This is a genomic window from Lacipirellula limnantheis (assembly GCF_007746075.1).
Taxonomy (GTDB): domain Bacteria; phylum Planctomycetota; class Planctomycetia; order Pirellulales; family Lacipirellulaceae; genus Lacipirellula; species Lacipirellula limnantheis.
Window position 1 is genome coordinate 4,511,571 of sequence record NZ_CP036339.1, and the last position, 14,027, is coordinate 4,525,597.

At 62.0% G+C, this 14,027-nt stretch carries 19 protein-coding genes; 1 reads left to right on the forward strand and 18 read right to left on the reverse strand.

Annotated features, from left to right (window positions below):
• Window positions 1-88: 88 nt before the first annotated feature.
• The 18 genes from I41_RS17405 to I41_RS17490 all read right to left on the reverse strand — a co-directional run bounded on the left by I41_RS17405 (window position 89) and on the right by I41_RS17490 (window position 11,940).
• The gene (locus I41_RS17405; RefSeq protein WP_145434178.1) at window positions 89-337 is read right to left on the reverse strand and encodes a hypothetical protein; all 249 of its coding nucleotides are present in this window, start codon (window positions 335-337) and stop codon (window positions 89-91) included.
• The gene (locus tag I41_RS17410) at window positions 337-1,620 is read right to left on the reverse strand and encodes a phage tail tape measure protein (protein WP_145434179.1); all 1,284 of its coding nucleotides are present in this window, start codon (window positions 1,618-1,620) and stop codon (window positions 337-339) included. Before I41_RS17410 ends, I41_RS17405 begins: the two co-directional genes overlap by 1 nt.
• A complete protein-coding gene (locus tag I41_RS17415; protein ID WP_145434180.1) occupies window positions 1,620-1,817 on the reverse strand; it encodes a hypothetical protein in 198 nt (65 codons plus the stop codon). The genes I41_RS17410 and I41_RS17415 overlap by 1 nt, the downstream gene beginning before the upstream one ends.
• A gap of 198 nt (window positions 1,818-2,015) precedes the next feature.
• Entirely contained in the window at window positions 2,016-2,288 is a 273-nt protein-coding gene (locus tag I41_RS17420) for a hypothetical protein (protein ID WP_145434181.1), read from the reverse strand.
• Window positions 2,289-2,379: 91 nt separating this feature from the next.
• Complete coding sequence (locus I41_RS17425; RefSeq protein WP_145434182.1) at window positions 2,380-3,078, reverse strand: coiled-coil domain-containing protein; 699 nt, start codon at window positions 3,076-3,078, stop codon at window positions 2,380-2,382.
• A complete protein-coding gene (locus tag I41_RS17430) occupies window positions 3,072-3,764 on the reverse strand; it encodes a hypothetical protein (protein ID WP_145434183.1) in 693 nt (230 codons plus the stop codon). The genes I41_RS17425 and I41_RS17430 overlap by 7 nt, the downstream gene beginning before the upstream one ends.
• The gene (locus tag I41_RS17435) at window positions 3,754-4,014 is read right to left on the reverse strand and encodes a hypothetical protein (protein WP_145434184.1); all 261 of its coding nucleotides are present in this window, start codon (window positions 4,012-4,014) and stop codon (window positions 3,754-3,756) included. The genes I41_RS17430 and I41_RS17435 overlap by 11 nt, the downstream gene beginning before the upstream one ends.
• Before the next feature lie 27 nt (window positions 4,015-4,041).
• Window positions 4,042-4,290 (reverse strand): hypothetical protein, encoded by a 249-nt coding sequence (locus I41_RS17440; RefSeq protein ID WP_145434185.1) that lies wholly within the window; start codon window positions 4,288-4,290, stop codon window positions 4,042-4,044.
• On the reverse strand, window positions 4,283-4,612 hold the full coding sequence (locus I41_RS17445; protein WP_145434186.1) for a hypothetical protein: 330 nt from the start codon (window positions 4,610-4,612) through the stop codon (window positions 4,283-4,285). Before I41_RS17445 ends, I41_RS17440 begins: the two co-directional genes overlap by 8 nt.
• Window positions 4,613-4,721: 109 nt before the next feature.
• The gene (locus tag I41_RS17450; protein WP_145434187.1) at window positions 4,722-4,937 is read right to left on the reverse strand and encodes a hypothetical protein; all 216 of its coding nucleotides are present in this window, start codon (window positions 4,935-4,937) and stop codon (window positions 4,722-4,724) included.
• A 166-nt stretch (window positions 4,938-5,103) separates the two neighbouring features.
• A complete protein-coding gene (locus I41_RS17455) occupies window positions 5,104-6,435 on the reverse strand; it encodes an AAA family ATPase (RefSeq protein WP_145434188.1) in 1,332 nt (443 codons plus the stop codon).
• Window positions 6,428-6,727, reverse strand: a complete 300-nt coding sequence (locus I41_RS17460) for a hypothetical protein (protein ID WP_145434189.1) — start codon at window positions 6,725-6,727, stop codon at window positions 6,428-6,430. Before I41_RS17460 ends, I41_RS17455 begins: the two co-directional genes overlap by 8 nt.
• Window positions 6,724-7,080, reverse strand: coding sequence for a hypothetical protein (locus tag I41_RS17465; protein WP_145434190.1), 357 nt, complete (start codon window positions 7,078-7,080; stop codon window positions 6,724-6,726). Before I41_RS17465 ends, I41_RS17460 begins: the two co-directional genes overlap by 4 nt.
• 62 nt (window positions 7,081-7,142) lie before the next feature.
• Window positions 7,143-7,355 (reverse strand): hypothetical protein, encoded by a 213-nt coding sequence (locus I41_RS17470; RefSeq protein ID WP_145434191.1) that lies wholly within the window; start codon window positions 7,353-7,355, stop codon window positions 7,143-7,145.
• Between the two features lie 179 nt (window positions 7,356-7,534).
• Complete coding sequence (locus tag I41_RS17475) at window positions 7,535-7,897, reverse strand: MerR family transcriptional regulator (RefSeq protein WP_145434192.1); 363 nt, start codon at window positions 7,895-7,897, stop codon at window positions 7,535-7,537.
• Between the two features lie 656 nt (window positions 7,898-8,553).
• The gene (locus I41_RS17480) at window positions 8,554-9,156 is read right to left on the reverse strand and encodes a hypothetical protein (RefSeq protein ID WP_145434193.1); all 603 of its coding nucleotides are present in this window, start codon (window positions 9,154-9,156) and stop codon (window positions 8,554-8,556) included.
• A gap of 567 nt (window positions 9,157-9,723) precedes the next feature.
• Window positions 9,724-10,728 carry an alpha/beta hydrolase gene (locus I41_RS17485; protein WP_210420983.1) on the reverse strand — a complete coding sequence of 335 codons (1,005 nt, stop codon included), beginning with the start codon at window positions 10,726-10,728 and terminating at the stop codon, window positions 9,724-9,726.
• 42 nt (window positions 10,729-10,770) lie between these two features.
• Window positions 10,771-11,940, reverse strand: coding sequence for a sialidase family protein (locus I41_RS17490; protein ID WP_145434194.1), 1,170 nt, complete (start codon window positions 11,938-11,940; stop codon window positions 10,771-10,773).
• Window positions 11,941-12,268: 328 nt separating this feature from the next.
• Between I41_RS17490 and I41_RS17495 the strand changes: the two genes are divergently transcribed.
• Window positions 12,269-13,975 (forward strand): AMP-dependent synthetase/ligase, encoded by a 1,707-nt coding sequence (locus I41_RS17495; protein WP_145434195.1) that lies wholly within the window; start codon window positions 12,269-12,271, stop codon window positions 13,973-13,975.
• Window positions 13,976-14,027 lie beyond the last annotated feature (52 nt).

A 14,027-nucleotide genomic window follows, 5' to 3' on the forward strand; every position in this document is an offset into this window, starting at 1 on the left:
CACGCTCACGCAATCGGACGGTTGCCGGTGTGATTGCCTTTGCCGACCTGAGAGCGCGCGCCCTGACGCATCCTGTGCGGTCGAAATTTCAAAGAACGTCGCTTTCCATCTCCAGCACTTCCACCCGCCGCCGAAGTTCCCGCAGAACCTGCGTCGCCGCGAGCAGCTTGATTAGCTCGTCTGTCGAGTAAGGCGATATGAACTCGGGACCGCCGATCAGGCTCGACGCGAAATCGAATAGCTGCTCTTCGGTCCAGAATCTTAGGTCGTGGGCAATTTGCTGGTCCTGACAGTTCCACAGTCGCTCGGCTGCAATCTTCAGGCGTTGCAGGTCCATCATTCGACTCCCGCCACGAATCCGCCGCCAACAGCACGCAAGATGCCTTGCTCGACGCCCAGCGTTTGCGTCGCCAGTTTCACAAGTTCCATGATGCCGTCAGCCGCCTTATCGCCGATGCTCGACGTGATATCGGTTGACGGCAGTTGAGCGGAAATCGTCGGCAACAGATCCCGCATCCCCGCCTCCGCGTTGGCTTGGATTCGCAGCGTCTCGGCTTGCATCTGGTCGATGTTCGGAGCCACCGGCTTGGGCTTGTTGCCAACCGCCGCGTCCATCTCCGCCAGTGCGTCGCGAGCCCCTTCGAGGTCTTCTTTCATCTTCCGAAGTTCTGGCGTGTCCGTCGCCCAATCACTTAGCGCCTTCATCGCCTCGTTGAGTGCGACCACCGCCGTCGTGAGGACGATAATCGTCCGGACCACCGGATGTAGACTCAGGAACGTAAACGCCTTGCCGACGCCGATGGCAACCACGCTGGTCACCGCCAGCGCCGCCGAGATTGCCGCGATCGACTTGACCATCTCCGGATGCGTTTTGATGAAGTCGACCATGCTGGCGATAATCGGTTGCATCGTCTGAAGGAAGTCAGTCAGCGGACCAGCCACCGCGGCTCCGACCTGAACCGCCATGGCGTGAACCTGGAGTTTGGCGATATCGAGCGAGTCGCCAAGTTCGTCCGCAGCTGCGATGGTCTGATTGTCGAGCGTGATTCCAAGCCGCTCGGCTTCCGCCGTCAGCGAGTTGATGCCCGAAGCGCCAAGCGCGAGCATCGGCAGCAGTTCACGCCCGGCGCCGCCGAACGCCTTTTGTGCCAGTGCAGCACGCTGCGTCGGGTCTTCCACCTTGCTAATGGCGTCGGCAATCTTCAAGAACTGCTGCTCGGGATTGAGCGCCCGCAGTTCGGTGAGACTGACGCCGAGACCTTCCAGCGTCCGACCGAACGTGCCGTTGCCGTCAGCGGCCGCGGCGATGTTCTTTTGCATCTTGGCCACGCCAGACGCCAGCGTTTCAATCTCCGTGCCGGTCTGGTTTGCCGCGAACGACAGACCGCTCATGGCTTCGCCAGAGATGCCGCTACGTTGTGCCAGGTCGTCGAGCTTGGAGCCGGCTTCGATGAACGCCGCCGTGGCGCCTGCGAACGCTCCGACCATCGCCCCGCCCGCCGCCGCTCCCACCTTGCCGACGGCTTGGAGTTTGGCGCCGACGGTCGCGAGACTCTTTTTGAGGTCTTTGTCGTCGAGTAGGAACTTGACGTAAGCTTTGCCAGCTTCAATTCCGTTCATCACTTGCTCCTGATTTTCGTAGCCTTACGCCCGCGGTCGCTGTAGTGCGGGTCGAACGTCACAACCCGCATCATTTCGCGGCTGCTGAACTGGATATCTTCCGGCAGGTCATCCGAAAAGAACCGGAAGTTCTGCCCCTCGCTGGCGATGATGCCCCAGCGGCGCTCTTCGTTGATGTTGACGATGAATCCGACCATTGCCGTCTCGTTGTAAAATTACCCCCGCCCAACGAGGACGGGGGCCACTTCGGCGGCGAAAACTCAAAACCGCGTTGTGGATTAAACCGGCCCGACCCGCAGCGGCGAACGGCTGTTGCGCCACGGACCGGGACCGACTCGGAGTGTTAAACCTCCCCCGGCCTGAAAATCCAAAGGGGCCGGGGGAGTATGCGGCGCTCAGTCGGAAACCGTCGCCAACTCTTCTTTTGCAATCTTCTTCGCCAGCTTCGCCGCTTCGGCAACGAGCTTCTCGGCCGATTCGTTCAACGTCGCCTGCAATGTCTCGTACCGTTGCAGCTCGTCGCGGTCCAGCGTCGAGGCGCGTTCCCCCTGTCGCTGGAGAGTCGCCCGCAGTGGTTCGATATGGGCGCGGTTAAGCTTGCGAGCTTCGTCGCGGACGAGGACGACAGCCGCGTCGGCGGCCCACTTTTTAACTTCAAGTTCGGTCATTTCGGTTATCCTTGTGTGATTAAAGCCCACCGGCCGCCCCGTCGCGGCCATGGAGGAAACCGCGACGGGGTTAGGCCGGCTTCTGAAAGGGTTATTCGGCAATGATTTGTTCGCGTAGCTGTTTCTGATGCTCGACCGCTAGCCGCTCGGCTTCGTAGGCCGCGTCTAACTCGGCTTGATGCCGCAGCAGTCGCTTTTCCAGGCTATCTAGGTCAGAGAATTCGCCACGCTTACCGCGAGCGACCAGAGCCGTCGTGGCTTCGACGTTTTTGGCAGCAGCTTCCCGGCGCGCGGTCGCCCAGTGACCGGCGCTCTTGGCGGCATAAAGCTGGCAGACTTGCTCGGGTCGCGCCAGTTCGCCCGCGAGTTTGTTCGTGAGCGTCTGCTCGTTGTCGCCGCCAACGGTCTTCATCTTGGCGCCGACGACGATCAGTTCATGTTGCAGCGCCGCCCGCTTGTCGTCCGCACGGCGAACGGCTTCGCGAAGCTTTTCATTTTCGACGTCGATGATCGCCATAAGTTCCTGACGACGCAGTTCGCGCTCGGCCGGGAGGTCGTTGCCGGCGATTGTGACGTCGACTTGCTCGCCGCGAATCACCGCCAGTTCGTCCTGAATCGGTCGGCAAGCTTGCTCGTGAGATTCTTCGGCCTGGTCGACTTCGGCATCAACGCGACGAATGGCCGCTTGAATCTCTTTATGCCGCTCGGCTTGAATCCGTAGTTCGGCAATCTGGCGCCGGACGTTGGCGCGTCGGGCAGCGAACGGGTGGGGTTCGGTGGTGGTTAACATTTCGCTAATCGCTCCTGTCGCTCTCGCAAGTAATCGCATCGGGCTTGCTCGTTTCGGTGATAAAGGGCCACGTCAGCCTGCCACAGTTCGGAAAACGCCTCGGGCGGCGGAGTCGCCAAGATCGTCGCGAACGACTCGCCACGCATGGCGTGAATCTCCCCCTGGAGAACTCGCAGATAGTCGACCTCGGGCGACAGCCAGCCATTGCCGACGGCGCCGACGATCTCGCTGAGTACCGCTTCGATGCCGAGTTGCTGAGCCCGGCCGTAAACGTGCAGCGTCGCTCGCAGGAACCGGGCGCCATGGTGAGCGTCGGGAGCGTCAATCGGCGGCTCGGGAATGTTCGCGGACTTCGCCAGCAACCGCGAGCGGAACGCCGGCATGTCGGCGCCGATGAACTCGCGATCGATGGGCGACCATTCCACCGGCTTCACCGCGGCGACGTGTCCAAGTTCGTGAATCAGCACGGACCGCGTACAAGCCCCTACGCGTCCCGGTAGCGCGTCGGCTTCGATACTCGCCATGTTGAGCGCCACAAGCGGTCGGTCGTCGAGAGGCGACGAGCCAGCGGGCAAGGCGAAGCCATAAAGGCACGCACTCGGCACGGCCGGCACGTCGGCAGTCGAGACAACCGCCACGTCGCCCAAACCGAGCAGCGCGGGGATGGTGGCAAGTTCACTCAGCATCGTCGTCAGCCTCAACTGCGAAGAGCTCAGGAAAACTTTCGCGAATGCTTTTCGTCTCGGCCGCCGCTTCGATGCGCTTCAGCCACAAGTCGCCGGCCGCGTCAGAATTCCAAACGGTGTAAAGTCCGCCATCGACTTCGACAGTTCCGGCTGCCTGCAACTCTTCGAGCTGCTCGATATCGAGCGAACTGGCTCTGATGTAGTTTTGTTGAATCACTTCTTTTGGCTCCGAATGTTCAAGGTCTGCCATCAGCCTTCATCTTCGCAGAACGCCGCCTCAGTTTTGCCAACCGTTGGCAACCCACGGGGCGTAGTCGTCGAGGTCGCTTTCGTCCGGGGGCGATTGCAGTTCGATGAAGAGCGTCGAGCACGCTGGACACTTGCACCGACGCGTCACCGACCGATCAGCGCCGGTCATCGTGCGAATGATCAGGCGCCCTTCGTCGCCGCAATTGGGACACAAGCCCCGGGGGATGATTGGCGCCGGCAGTTCGACGACTTCGGCATCCTGCCACTTGTCAGCCATCGGTGACGCCCTCCGCCGCCAGAAGTTCCGCCGCATCCACGCCGGCAGCAGTTAGCGCCAGGTGCGTCAGCTTCCCGCCCCACTCCCGGTGCGTCGTCACCAATCCGGCGCGCTCGAGCGAATCAACTGCTCGCCGGTAGCGCATCCGCATCCGCTCGTCCTGAGGTCCGAACCACTTGCCCGCCAGATAACGCGGCCCGTGCTCGTACTCGACTTCCCAGTCGCGATGGTCCCACGCCTGCCACGCAGGGGGCTCTGACGCCTCCAGGAGGGATGTAAGCTCGCGACACCGCAGGAGGATTTGTTGTTCTTCTGACTTCATTGGTCCGTCGTTTGTCTTTAGGACGACACTACTCGTGGGTTACGCTCTTCCGTACTGCCCCGCCGGCCAATGTGGCAGGAGGGACCCGTGGTCGTTTTGCGACCAGCCCTCACTCGCCCCCCAGCATCCGCCGCAGCCGACTGATCGCCGCCCGCGCTTCGTCGAATGCGTCGTCTAGTTCCGGCTGCTCGCCTAGCTGATGGCTGCTGTAAGATTCCGCGAAGCTGACCCACTCGATTGCTTCGCCCAGTGCGCGGAGCACTCGCTGGTCTGCAAACTCGCCGATGCAGGCGTGCCAGAATCGTTCGATAGGGTCATCGGGCATTGCTATTTCTCCTTGAAGGTCGCCAGATGGCACTCTATGGAGAACTCGCTCCATAGGATGCCATGGCACTCTTTGATAAATCCCTAGGTTTACTCAAAGGATGCCATTAACTCTCTCTCAGGGACCATAGGTTGCCACGATGGCACCCTTTGATGGCACCCTTTGGCTAAAACTCGCTTTGATAGAACCCGTTGGCACTCAATGAGAGGGTCCACTCTCCCTCATCGCCAAACCCGATTCTTTGAGCTTTGACGCCCATATCTTTCTTCACGCGGTTAAATGTCCGCTTACTGACGCCGGCATCTAGGCACGCCTGGAGAACGTCTGCCGATGGCGCCGGACCGTGGGCGAGCATGTCCTCTATGATGCTCTTCGCTTCGTCCGCCTTACCTCCCTGCCGCTTGTCGCTGCCACTGGCACAGAGGTCGCCCGCCGTGGTGTCGCAGGTATCGCCCCAGCGAACGCGAGACGTGCTGCCGTGACTCTCGATATGGAACCGCAGGCTAGATGGCTCGGGCGCCAGGTTGCTCTTCACGCACGCCAGGATGCGTCCCTCGGGGTCCGCAGGGTCGACGCCTACCATGAACTCGGCACGAGCCGCACCCGTAACGCCGATGCTCCCACCGCCTCGGTAGACGGCACTGAGTCCCGACTTTTTGTTGAGATGCCGCACGAGCAGAAACGCCGCCCCAGTGCTCTCGGCAACTGCCGCCACTTGCCCCAGGCATCGCCTCACGTCGCCGTCGTTGTTGATGTTGAGCTTGCCGTCGAGGAACGCAACGAACGGGTCGATGACGACAAGTGCAACGTCGTGGCTGCGAATCACGTCTTCCACCGCAGCGAGGTCGCTCGGCAGTGTGACGGGTCGCTCCTCTTCATTGTCCAGGCTGCATCGCATCGAACGCAGGCACGCGACACGCCGCAGGTCCGCCCCAGCCGCTTCCAGCCGCGGTCGTAGTGTTCGTGCCGGGTCGTCCTCCGCGTTCATGAACAACACGCCACGGGGCTTGTACGTCCCATCTGGCGCCGATAGCGGTGGCATGGGCCAACCCTTCGTGATGCGTGCTCCCAGGTCACAGGTCATTTGCGACTTCCCTAGTCCAGGGTCGCCGCTCAAGTTGCTGATGGCTCCTAGTGGGATGTGCTGGGGCCAGAGCCAATCAGTCGTGGCGTGCTCAATCTCTGCCATGGTCTTTACCTCTGGTTGCCAGAGTGAACTGGTAGGCTGGCTGTCCGCCGCGTCGACTGCCGCTTGCAATCGTTCTTCCAGGTCGGTGTGAATCGCTGTCTCCATCGCGTCACCACCGCTCGCGCTGTACGCGGACGGAACAACTCGCAGCAGCTTCACAACTTCGTTTCGCCAGTCGCGTCGCTGGAACGCAACGTCTACGTCGAACGTGCTGCGGTGCTGCTGCTTGCCGAAGATGGTCACGATGAGACGCCGTCCACGGTCGTCCGGCTTACTCGCGGTCAGAATCAGTTCTGCAACTTTAGGCACGGTTCCCTCCCTGGAACTTGGCGACCATCGCCGCTTCCGCTCGCAGACCAGCCCATACGATCTGCTTGATGGCGTCGGGCGGAAGCATTGGGTATTTTCGCCGCGTCACTAGCAAACGGCGGAGGTCGTCGCAGTCGTCGCAGGTTTGACAGCAGGGGCATGGCGGCGGCGGTGACTCGACATACAGAAACGAGAGATTCCCCCACTCGCTCTGACGCCACACCGAACGGTGAGCACGCTCGCGCTTTCGGTTGTGCTCTTGACGCTCAATTATTTCGGCAACAGTGCTCATGCTCCGACCCTCCGATTGAATCGTTGGATGGAACGTGCCGCCTGAGCTTTCAATTGCTCCTCGTCGAGACGTTGCTCGTACTGGTCGAGAACATCTAATGCGATGCTTCGCCGCGTCGCCGGCAGCAGCGATTGAACCGCCACTTCACGGGCTTGGTGAGCCGGCACGCCGAACAGCTGCACGGCAATCCGCGACAGCTTCGCGACCGTGTACTTCCACTCGGGGTGACGGTCGAGGTCTGACAGCGGACCGCGTGACGCTTCCGCGACGTCGACTAGGTACTCATCAAGCAAACCAGCGTGATCGAGACGGCAGAGCGATTGGATTGCCCTGCCCAAACTGTTAGAATCCATGTGCTTCTACTCCTAGCCGGCCGCTCGAATTCCACCCCGAGCGCGCCGGCTTATTTTGTTGGTTAAGCCGGGACGACAGCGGACGCCTTGATAGCCGCGATGAGGTCGCTTCCCTCAACCCAGCTTTTGCGTCCAGAACGATAGACCTTCAAACCGTGCTTACGGCGAGCGACGCGAAGAGCCGCGGCTCCCCAGCCCAATTTCTTTAGGGCTGGAAGGTCGTACATGCGGTCGGCGTGAATTTCGATGCCGACTTCGCTGGCGACTGGTGCCATTTCAGATACTCCGTAGGAGGTGCTATTCACCTGATGCGATCCGATTTCGCATCACCTACGAAGCGTTAGAACAGATAGAAAAACAGCGTGCAAATACCTTTGCAGACCGTTCGGTATACTTTCGGGTTTAGGTCGAAAATAGTTTGTTTCTGGCTTTCCCGTTCGGGTTTCGTTCGGGTTTATTTTGCCAGGAGCTTCTCGCAAGTCCGCTTCTCGTCGCCGCTACTGTGGGTGACGAACGCTTTCAGGATGGCGATTCGCTCTGCGTTCGTGTAGAACGCCAGACCACGTCCAGGGGGGCGAGGAGGAAGCCCCGCGAGCTTCGCATACTTGGCGATTGTTCTAGTCTCTACGCCAACTTCAGCGGCGATGTCTTTCGGTAGGTGCCGCCCACCGACGACAACCGCCGGCGGCTTCGGCCACATCGACGAGATGTCAGTCCACCGCTGGTCTGCCTCATTAGGGGCGCCGCCGGCAATGATGGTTGTCGGAAAGAACACGACACGCGGGATCGCGGTCGCCTTCGGCTTCTTCTTCGCCATTAGAACCTCCAGTGTTCCAACCCGCCCCGAGCCGCCGTCACTGGAGGATGACGAGCGGCAGGGGCGACGCGGGTAATTAGTCCGCTGGCTGGATGCTGCTACCTAAACTGCTACTTGAACCGCAATCGGCTCGTGAATCATCGACTGCATTCTATGCAATTAACTCCCGACCGTGTAGCCACTCCGAAGTCTGTTCGCATCCTGTTAAAAAGGATTCGTAAGACTCAAAATCCAGTGCCCGCAAGGGCGTGCCGGTTCAAGTCCGGCCTCCGGTACTTCTTATCTAGCAAGGACTTACGGGATTCTCCCGAGTCGGCGTTAGATCCGTTCGGGTCAATGACTACGCCCGCGCTTACGCCCGTAACCTAGCTAGAATATGAGCCCGAAGCAGAAACCTACGAAGCCATGTGCTTCTTTTCCGCTACATGCCCATTCGGTGAGCCAGTGGGCCAAAATATCCGAGGCACGAACTACTACTTTGGCGCTTGGTCAGACCTAGCGGTGCGCTTGAAGAGTACCTCGGCTCCAGTTCCACCGAGAACCGAAACGTCTCGTCGCTGATAGCTAAGCAAAGCCCCCCTTGCTCTTCAGGGGAGGGCAGGGCGGCCGCCAGCGCCAGAGCGAACGCCCCGGCGCTGGCAGCCCTCCCGCGCGCTCTAGCACGGACTCGGAGCCGCATCTCCCACGAACAACCGCCAGCTGTCGTGCAGCTCGCGCCGCAGCTGGCTGACTCGTCCGGCGGTCAGCCGACAGAGCTCCGCGACGGCGCTCGTCCGTTCCCCCTGCGCCAGCGCGTGGACCACGCGCTGATCACGACGGGAGAGCGAACCGTACCACTGGCTGAAGTCAATCCGCAGCGCCGCCATCTCCGCGGGACTTGCCCGTCGGTAGTCGCTAATGGACTGGGCGATCGAGTCGATCGGTTCGGTGCGACAGCCGCGCAGCCGGCATTTCACCGAGCCGACGTCCGCCGCATTGTCACGGCTTCCGGTCAAGCGCCCGGATCGATAGCGCCGCACGCCGTAACGGGCCAACGGCGTGGCGTAGCCGAGCTTCGCTCGCCCCGCCTGCGCCAGCCCGGCATAGGCGACCGCAGCCGAAGCGATGACCGTTTGGATCGCCTCTTCGCGTTCTTCGGGGGCCAGTTCACGGAAGGCGATTCGTGCGTAGCGCCGGATCGTGGGCAGCATCTGGACGAACGAGGCTTGCCAGGGGAGGGGAGGGGCGTCATCAGCAACGACGATTGCTGAGCAGTTCATGGGACGTTCCTTTCCAAAGGGACCGCCCCTGTCGAGGGCGGTCGTGTGAGGTACACAACCGCCCTCGCGACAGGCGAGAGCTCAAAAAGACGGTAAGCAAGCTAGGCAATCGTGAGCGACCAGATGCCTTGAAAGTCAGCATGCGAGAAGCAGGCGAGGAGCGTCCTGCTTGAAGGTCCGCAGCTCTGAGTCGCGTCGAACCGACCATCCTCGCCGTCGGTGTCAGATGCCACGCGCCGGGGCGTACGCACCGCAGCAAGTCGACAGAGATGTCGAGCGGAGGCCGATGAAGACCTTTACCGTCGCAAGCAGTGTTAACCGATGAGCTGCAATGATTCTTGCCACGTTTTTGCCGCCAATTTAGTGGCCACGATTCTCGCCTCCTTGTCGCCCTGTCGCGTCGCCCATCTCGCGAAAACGTCACTCGAACTTCTTATCCTGCCAGCCCTTATGCTATCTGTCGCCAAGAACGGGGCGCGCGACAGTAGGCGACACGAGGCAGCACTTCTGGCGAAAGCATGCCCCGCGGCGGAACTCGCCAGCAACGCCCGCCCGCCAGCCTGGCGACTACTTCCCGTCGCCCTGCAAATGCTTGTCGAGGAACTCCTCAATCTTCGCCAGGCAGTGGCGATTGACGTTCGCTTCAAGGTCCATCGTGTGGGGCCACCCCTCGACGCGGTCGTACTCGTGCGGCACGCCCGCCGCCTTGAGCTTGTCGACCAGCAGCTCGGCCTGGGAGATCGGCACCACCGTGTCGATCGACCCGTGCAAGATCAGCGTCGGCGGGTCGTCGGCAGAGACATGCGTGATCGGCGAGGCCTGGGCATAGAGGTCGGGGTCGTCGGCGTACGACTCGCCGCCGAGGAACTTGACGACAACGTCGTTGTCGCGGGCGAAATCGGTGGTCAGGTCGGTCGGGCCGTAGAGATTGACCACGGCCTGAATGCGGCTGCTCACTTCGGGATGGCCGCCGGTTCCTTCGAGCTCCGGCTGGTCGGTGACGTAGCCCGCCATCATCGAGAGATGCCCGCCGGCCGAGCCCCCTGCCATAGCGATCCGGTTCGGGTCGACGTGCAGCCGCTGGGCGTTGGCCCGCAGCCAGCGCACGGCGCACTTCACGTCCTGCACGGCGGCCGGGAAGGGCGCCACATCGCTCAGGCGATACGAGACGGTGGCGACGACGTAGCCCTGCTCGGCAAGCTTGACGCAATAGTAGTGATAAATCTCGCGGTTGCCTCCCTTCCAGGCGCCCCCGTGAACGAAAATGATCGCCGGGTGGAGCGCGGCGTCCGACTTGCCCTCGTCCGCCGGCTGGTAGAGGTCGAGCTTGAGCGCGACGTCCCCCCCCTTGCCGTATTCGATGCCTTTTTCCACTTTGACCGCTGCCGGAACGGGCAGATTGACGTCGATCGTCTTCAGTAAGCCGGCGAAGAACGCGGCTTTGATCGCCGTCTCGCTGCTGTATCCGGCCGGGGCAGGGGGGACCTCGGCGCGCACGCGTGCGGCATGGAGGACGGCGAACAGCGCGACCAACGACAAAATCTGCAGCCCGTGGCGTTTCCCAATATTCATCCGAGTAACTCCGCTGATTTCGTTCCAGAGGGTTCGCTGCGTTTACTTCGCCGCGGCGCCTGCCTGCACCCACGCCTCGTTGAACGCGGCATGCTTCATGCTCTCGCCGCCGTCGACAGAGTAGCTGTAGACGGCATGGAGCGTTCCATCCTTGCCTTGAATGATGGCCGGATAGTGAAATGAACCCTCTGGCTCCTCTTCAAGATACCGCTTCCACTTCCACGTCTGGCCTTCGTCGTCGGAGATCGAGACGGCCAGCCGATTTCGCCCCGTCACGCCGTCGTTGTAGATCAGCGCCCAGTGGCCGTTGGCCAGCCGCACGGCGTCGAGGCCCGAACCAGGATTGGCGAGCTCCATCCCCGTGACCGGTCCCCAGGTGAGGCCGTCGTCCTTCGAGACCGAGGTCTGGATCCGATTCTCGATGCCGTTGTCCCGCATATAGGCGACCAGCTCGCCGTTGTCGCGCCGCACGACGGCCGGCTGAATGGCTCCGAAGCCCAACAGCGGCTCGCTGGCGTACCAGGTTTTGCCGTCATCGTCGCTGATCGCCATGATCGACAGCGAGTAGGTGTCGCTGTAGAGCGGCAAAAGGATCCGGCCGCTGGGGAGCACCGTCGGCTTGCAACGCGGCTGCCAACCGAGCCGCTGATAGAGTTTTTCGGCGACTTTCTTGCGGCCTTCGGCGATTTCCGCCCGCAGGTCGTCCGTCAGCAGGAGCTTGTACTTTTCCACGAGCTTGTCGAGCTCGGCATTGGCCGCCGGCGCGAAGTCGGCGGGCTTCAACAGCACCAACGACTCCCCCTCCCACTTCGGCGAGCCGTCGGAATCGTAATCGGTGCTCGTCCGCTGCTTCGTGATGCACGATTCCCACGAGTTGGCGATGACCAGCGGCCAGAACAAATGGAGCCGGCCGTCGGCGTCGATCATCATGCATGTATTGCAGTCGGGAAAGCCGGGCGTGTCGGCCATGAGGAACGGCTCGCTCCACGTCTCCGACCCGCTGCGACGACGCGCGCCGTAAACGGCGACGTCGTCCGAGCTTCGCTCCCCCTCGCCCCGATACCATGAAACGATCAGGTCGCCGTTCGGCGCCTCGACGACTCCGGACGCGTGGTTGTGCTGGTTATTCAGCGGAAAGATCAGTTCGGCCGAGTGCCGGGGACTTGCCTCGCCAGCGAGTAACGCCAACGACAAGCACAAGGTCAGGTTCATCTAAGGTCCTCGATCAACAGCGGTAAGACAAGGAAAAAGACAAGGCGCCAGCTCGTACCGGCGCTGCCGCCCGCGCACTCGATGTACCGGCGCCGTACCGCTCGTTTCGTTCGCGGAAACGACTTGGGCAGCATGCGCCGGCTGCTTTAGCGTAATCCCGACCTGCGACCTGCGACAAGTCGCACCCAGCGTAAAACTCCCCCAGGCGCTCCCGCGGCGCCGGTTCGTGTTACACTAGAACCGCGGCGACGCGGCCTGACCGCCCGCGCCTCATCTCAAGTCTCGTCAGAGATCGATCTTCCTAGGCTGCGAGAAGTAGGAGTCTTGCATGGCGACCGCTCTGTCTGCCGCTACGGCAGTTGAACGACCGTTGGCTGGGGTGCTATTCGACCACGCGGGGGCGACTCCCGACGTCGCCGCGGTGTTTCTCCCCGGCGACACCGCGGTGCGCCAGATCACCTGGCGGGAGATCGCCAGCGACGTGACGCGAATGGCGGGCCTGCTCGCCCGCCATGGCGTCGTGCCGGGCGATCGCATCGTCCTTTGGAGCGATAATCGCTACGAATGGATCGTCGCCGACCTGGCCATGCAGCTCGTTGGGGCGATCAACGTTCCGCTCCACGATTCGCTGCCGGCGCCAGCTGCCGCGGCCCAGATCGCCCACTCGGAACCCCGCTTGGCCATCATCGTCAAGGAAGGGCTCGCTGACGATCTTCAACGGCAGGCGCCGAGCCTGCTGAATTCCGACGCCATCCTGCTGATCGAAGCCGGCAGCGCTGCGCCGGCTCTGCTCGAACGCCTCGCGGACGTTGACGACGATGCCGCTCGGCAGGTGATCGAGCAGCGGTTGGCGGCGTTCGATCCCGACTCGATCGCCACCATTCTCTACTCTTCCGGTACCAGCGGCGAACCGAAGGCCGTCGCCCTGACTCACGCGAACATCAGCTCGAACGCCTACGCCGTCATCGATGGTCTGTCGGAACCCTCCAGCGAGCGGAGGATGAACTTTCTGCCCTTCAGCCACATCTATGCGCGAACTTGCGATCTCTACGCCTGGCTAGTCGGCGGATCGCAAATTGTGCTTGCCCGCAGCCGCGATACCGTCATCGCCGACTGCGGACGGACCCAGCCGACGCTGATTAACGGCGTTCCCTATTTTTATCAGCGTGTCAGCCAAAAGGTTGCCGAGGCCGAGGCGGCAGGCGCTGCGGTGACGCTGCCGCAATTGTTCGGCGGCAACTTGCGGGCCTGCATCTGCGGCGGCGCGGCGCTGCCCGCGTCGACGTTCGACTTCTACCACGCCCGCGGACTGCTCATGCTCCCTGGCTATGGCCTGACGGAGTCTTCGCCCGTCATCGCGATGTCGTCGCCGGACGAATTCCGCCGCGGCACGGTCGGCAAGGCAATCCCCGGCATCGAAGTCCGCATTGCCGAAGACGGCGAATTGCTGACGCGGGGCCCGCACGTGATGAAGGAGTACTGGAAGGATCCCGAGCTGTCTCAACAAACGATTCGCGATGGTTGGCTCTATACCGGCGACATGGGCGCGATCGACGCCGACGGATACATTTCCATCACTGGACGGAAAAAGGAACTCATTGCGCTTTCCACGGGCAAGAAGGCCGTGCCGACGCATATCGAAGGCGTACTCAGTCGCGAACCGCTGATCTTCCAGGCAATGGTGGTCGGCGACAATCAGCCGTATCTGGCGGCCGTGGTCGTTCCCGATTTCGATCTGCTGGCCAAGTGGGCCGCGGCCCAAGGCATTGCCGCGGCCTCGCCGGCAGATCTGATCGAGTCGCCCGCAGTCGTCGAGTTGTACCGCGAACGAATTCGCTCTCTACTCGAATCGTTGCCCCCGTACGAGCGCGTCAAACGATTCCGGCTGCTGCACGAACCGTTCACCGTCGCCGAGGGGCTGCTCACGCCGAAGCTAAGTTTGCGCCGCTCGATGATCCAGCAGCGGCACCAACCAGGGATCGCCGCCCTGTATGCTGGCGGCGGCGTTAACATCGACTATGGCGAGCGCAGCTAACCCCCCAGCCGCGGCGACCGCCTGCTTGCCCATCCAACCTTTCAAACTCAAC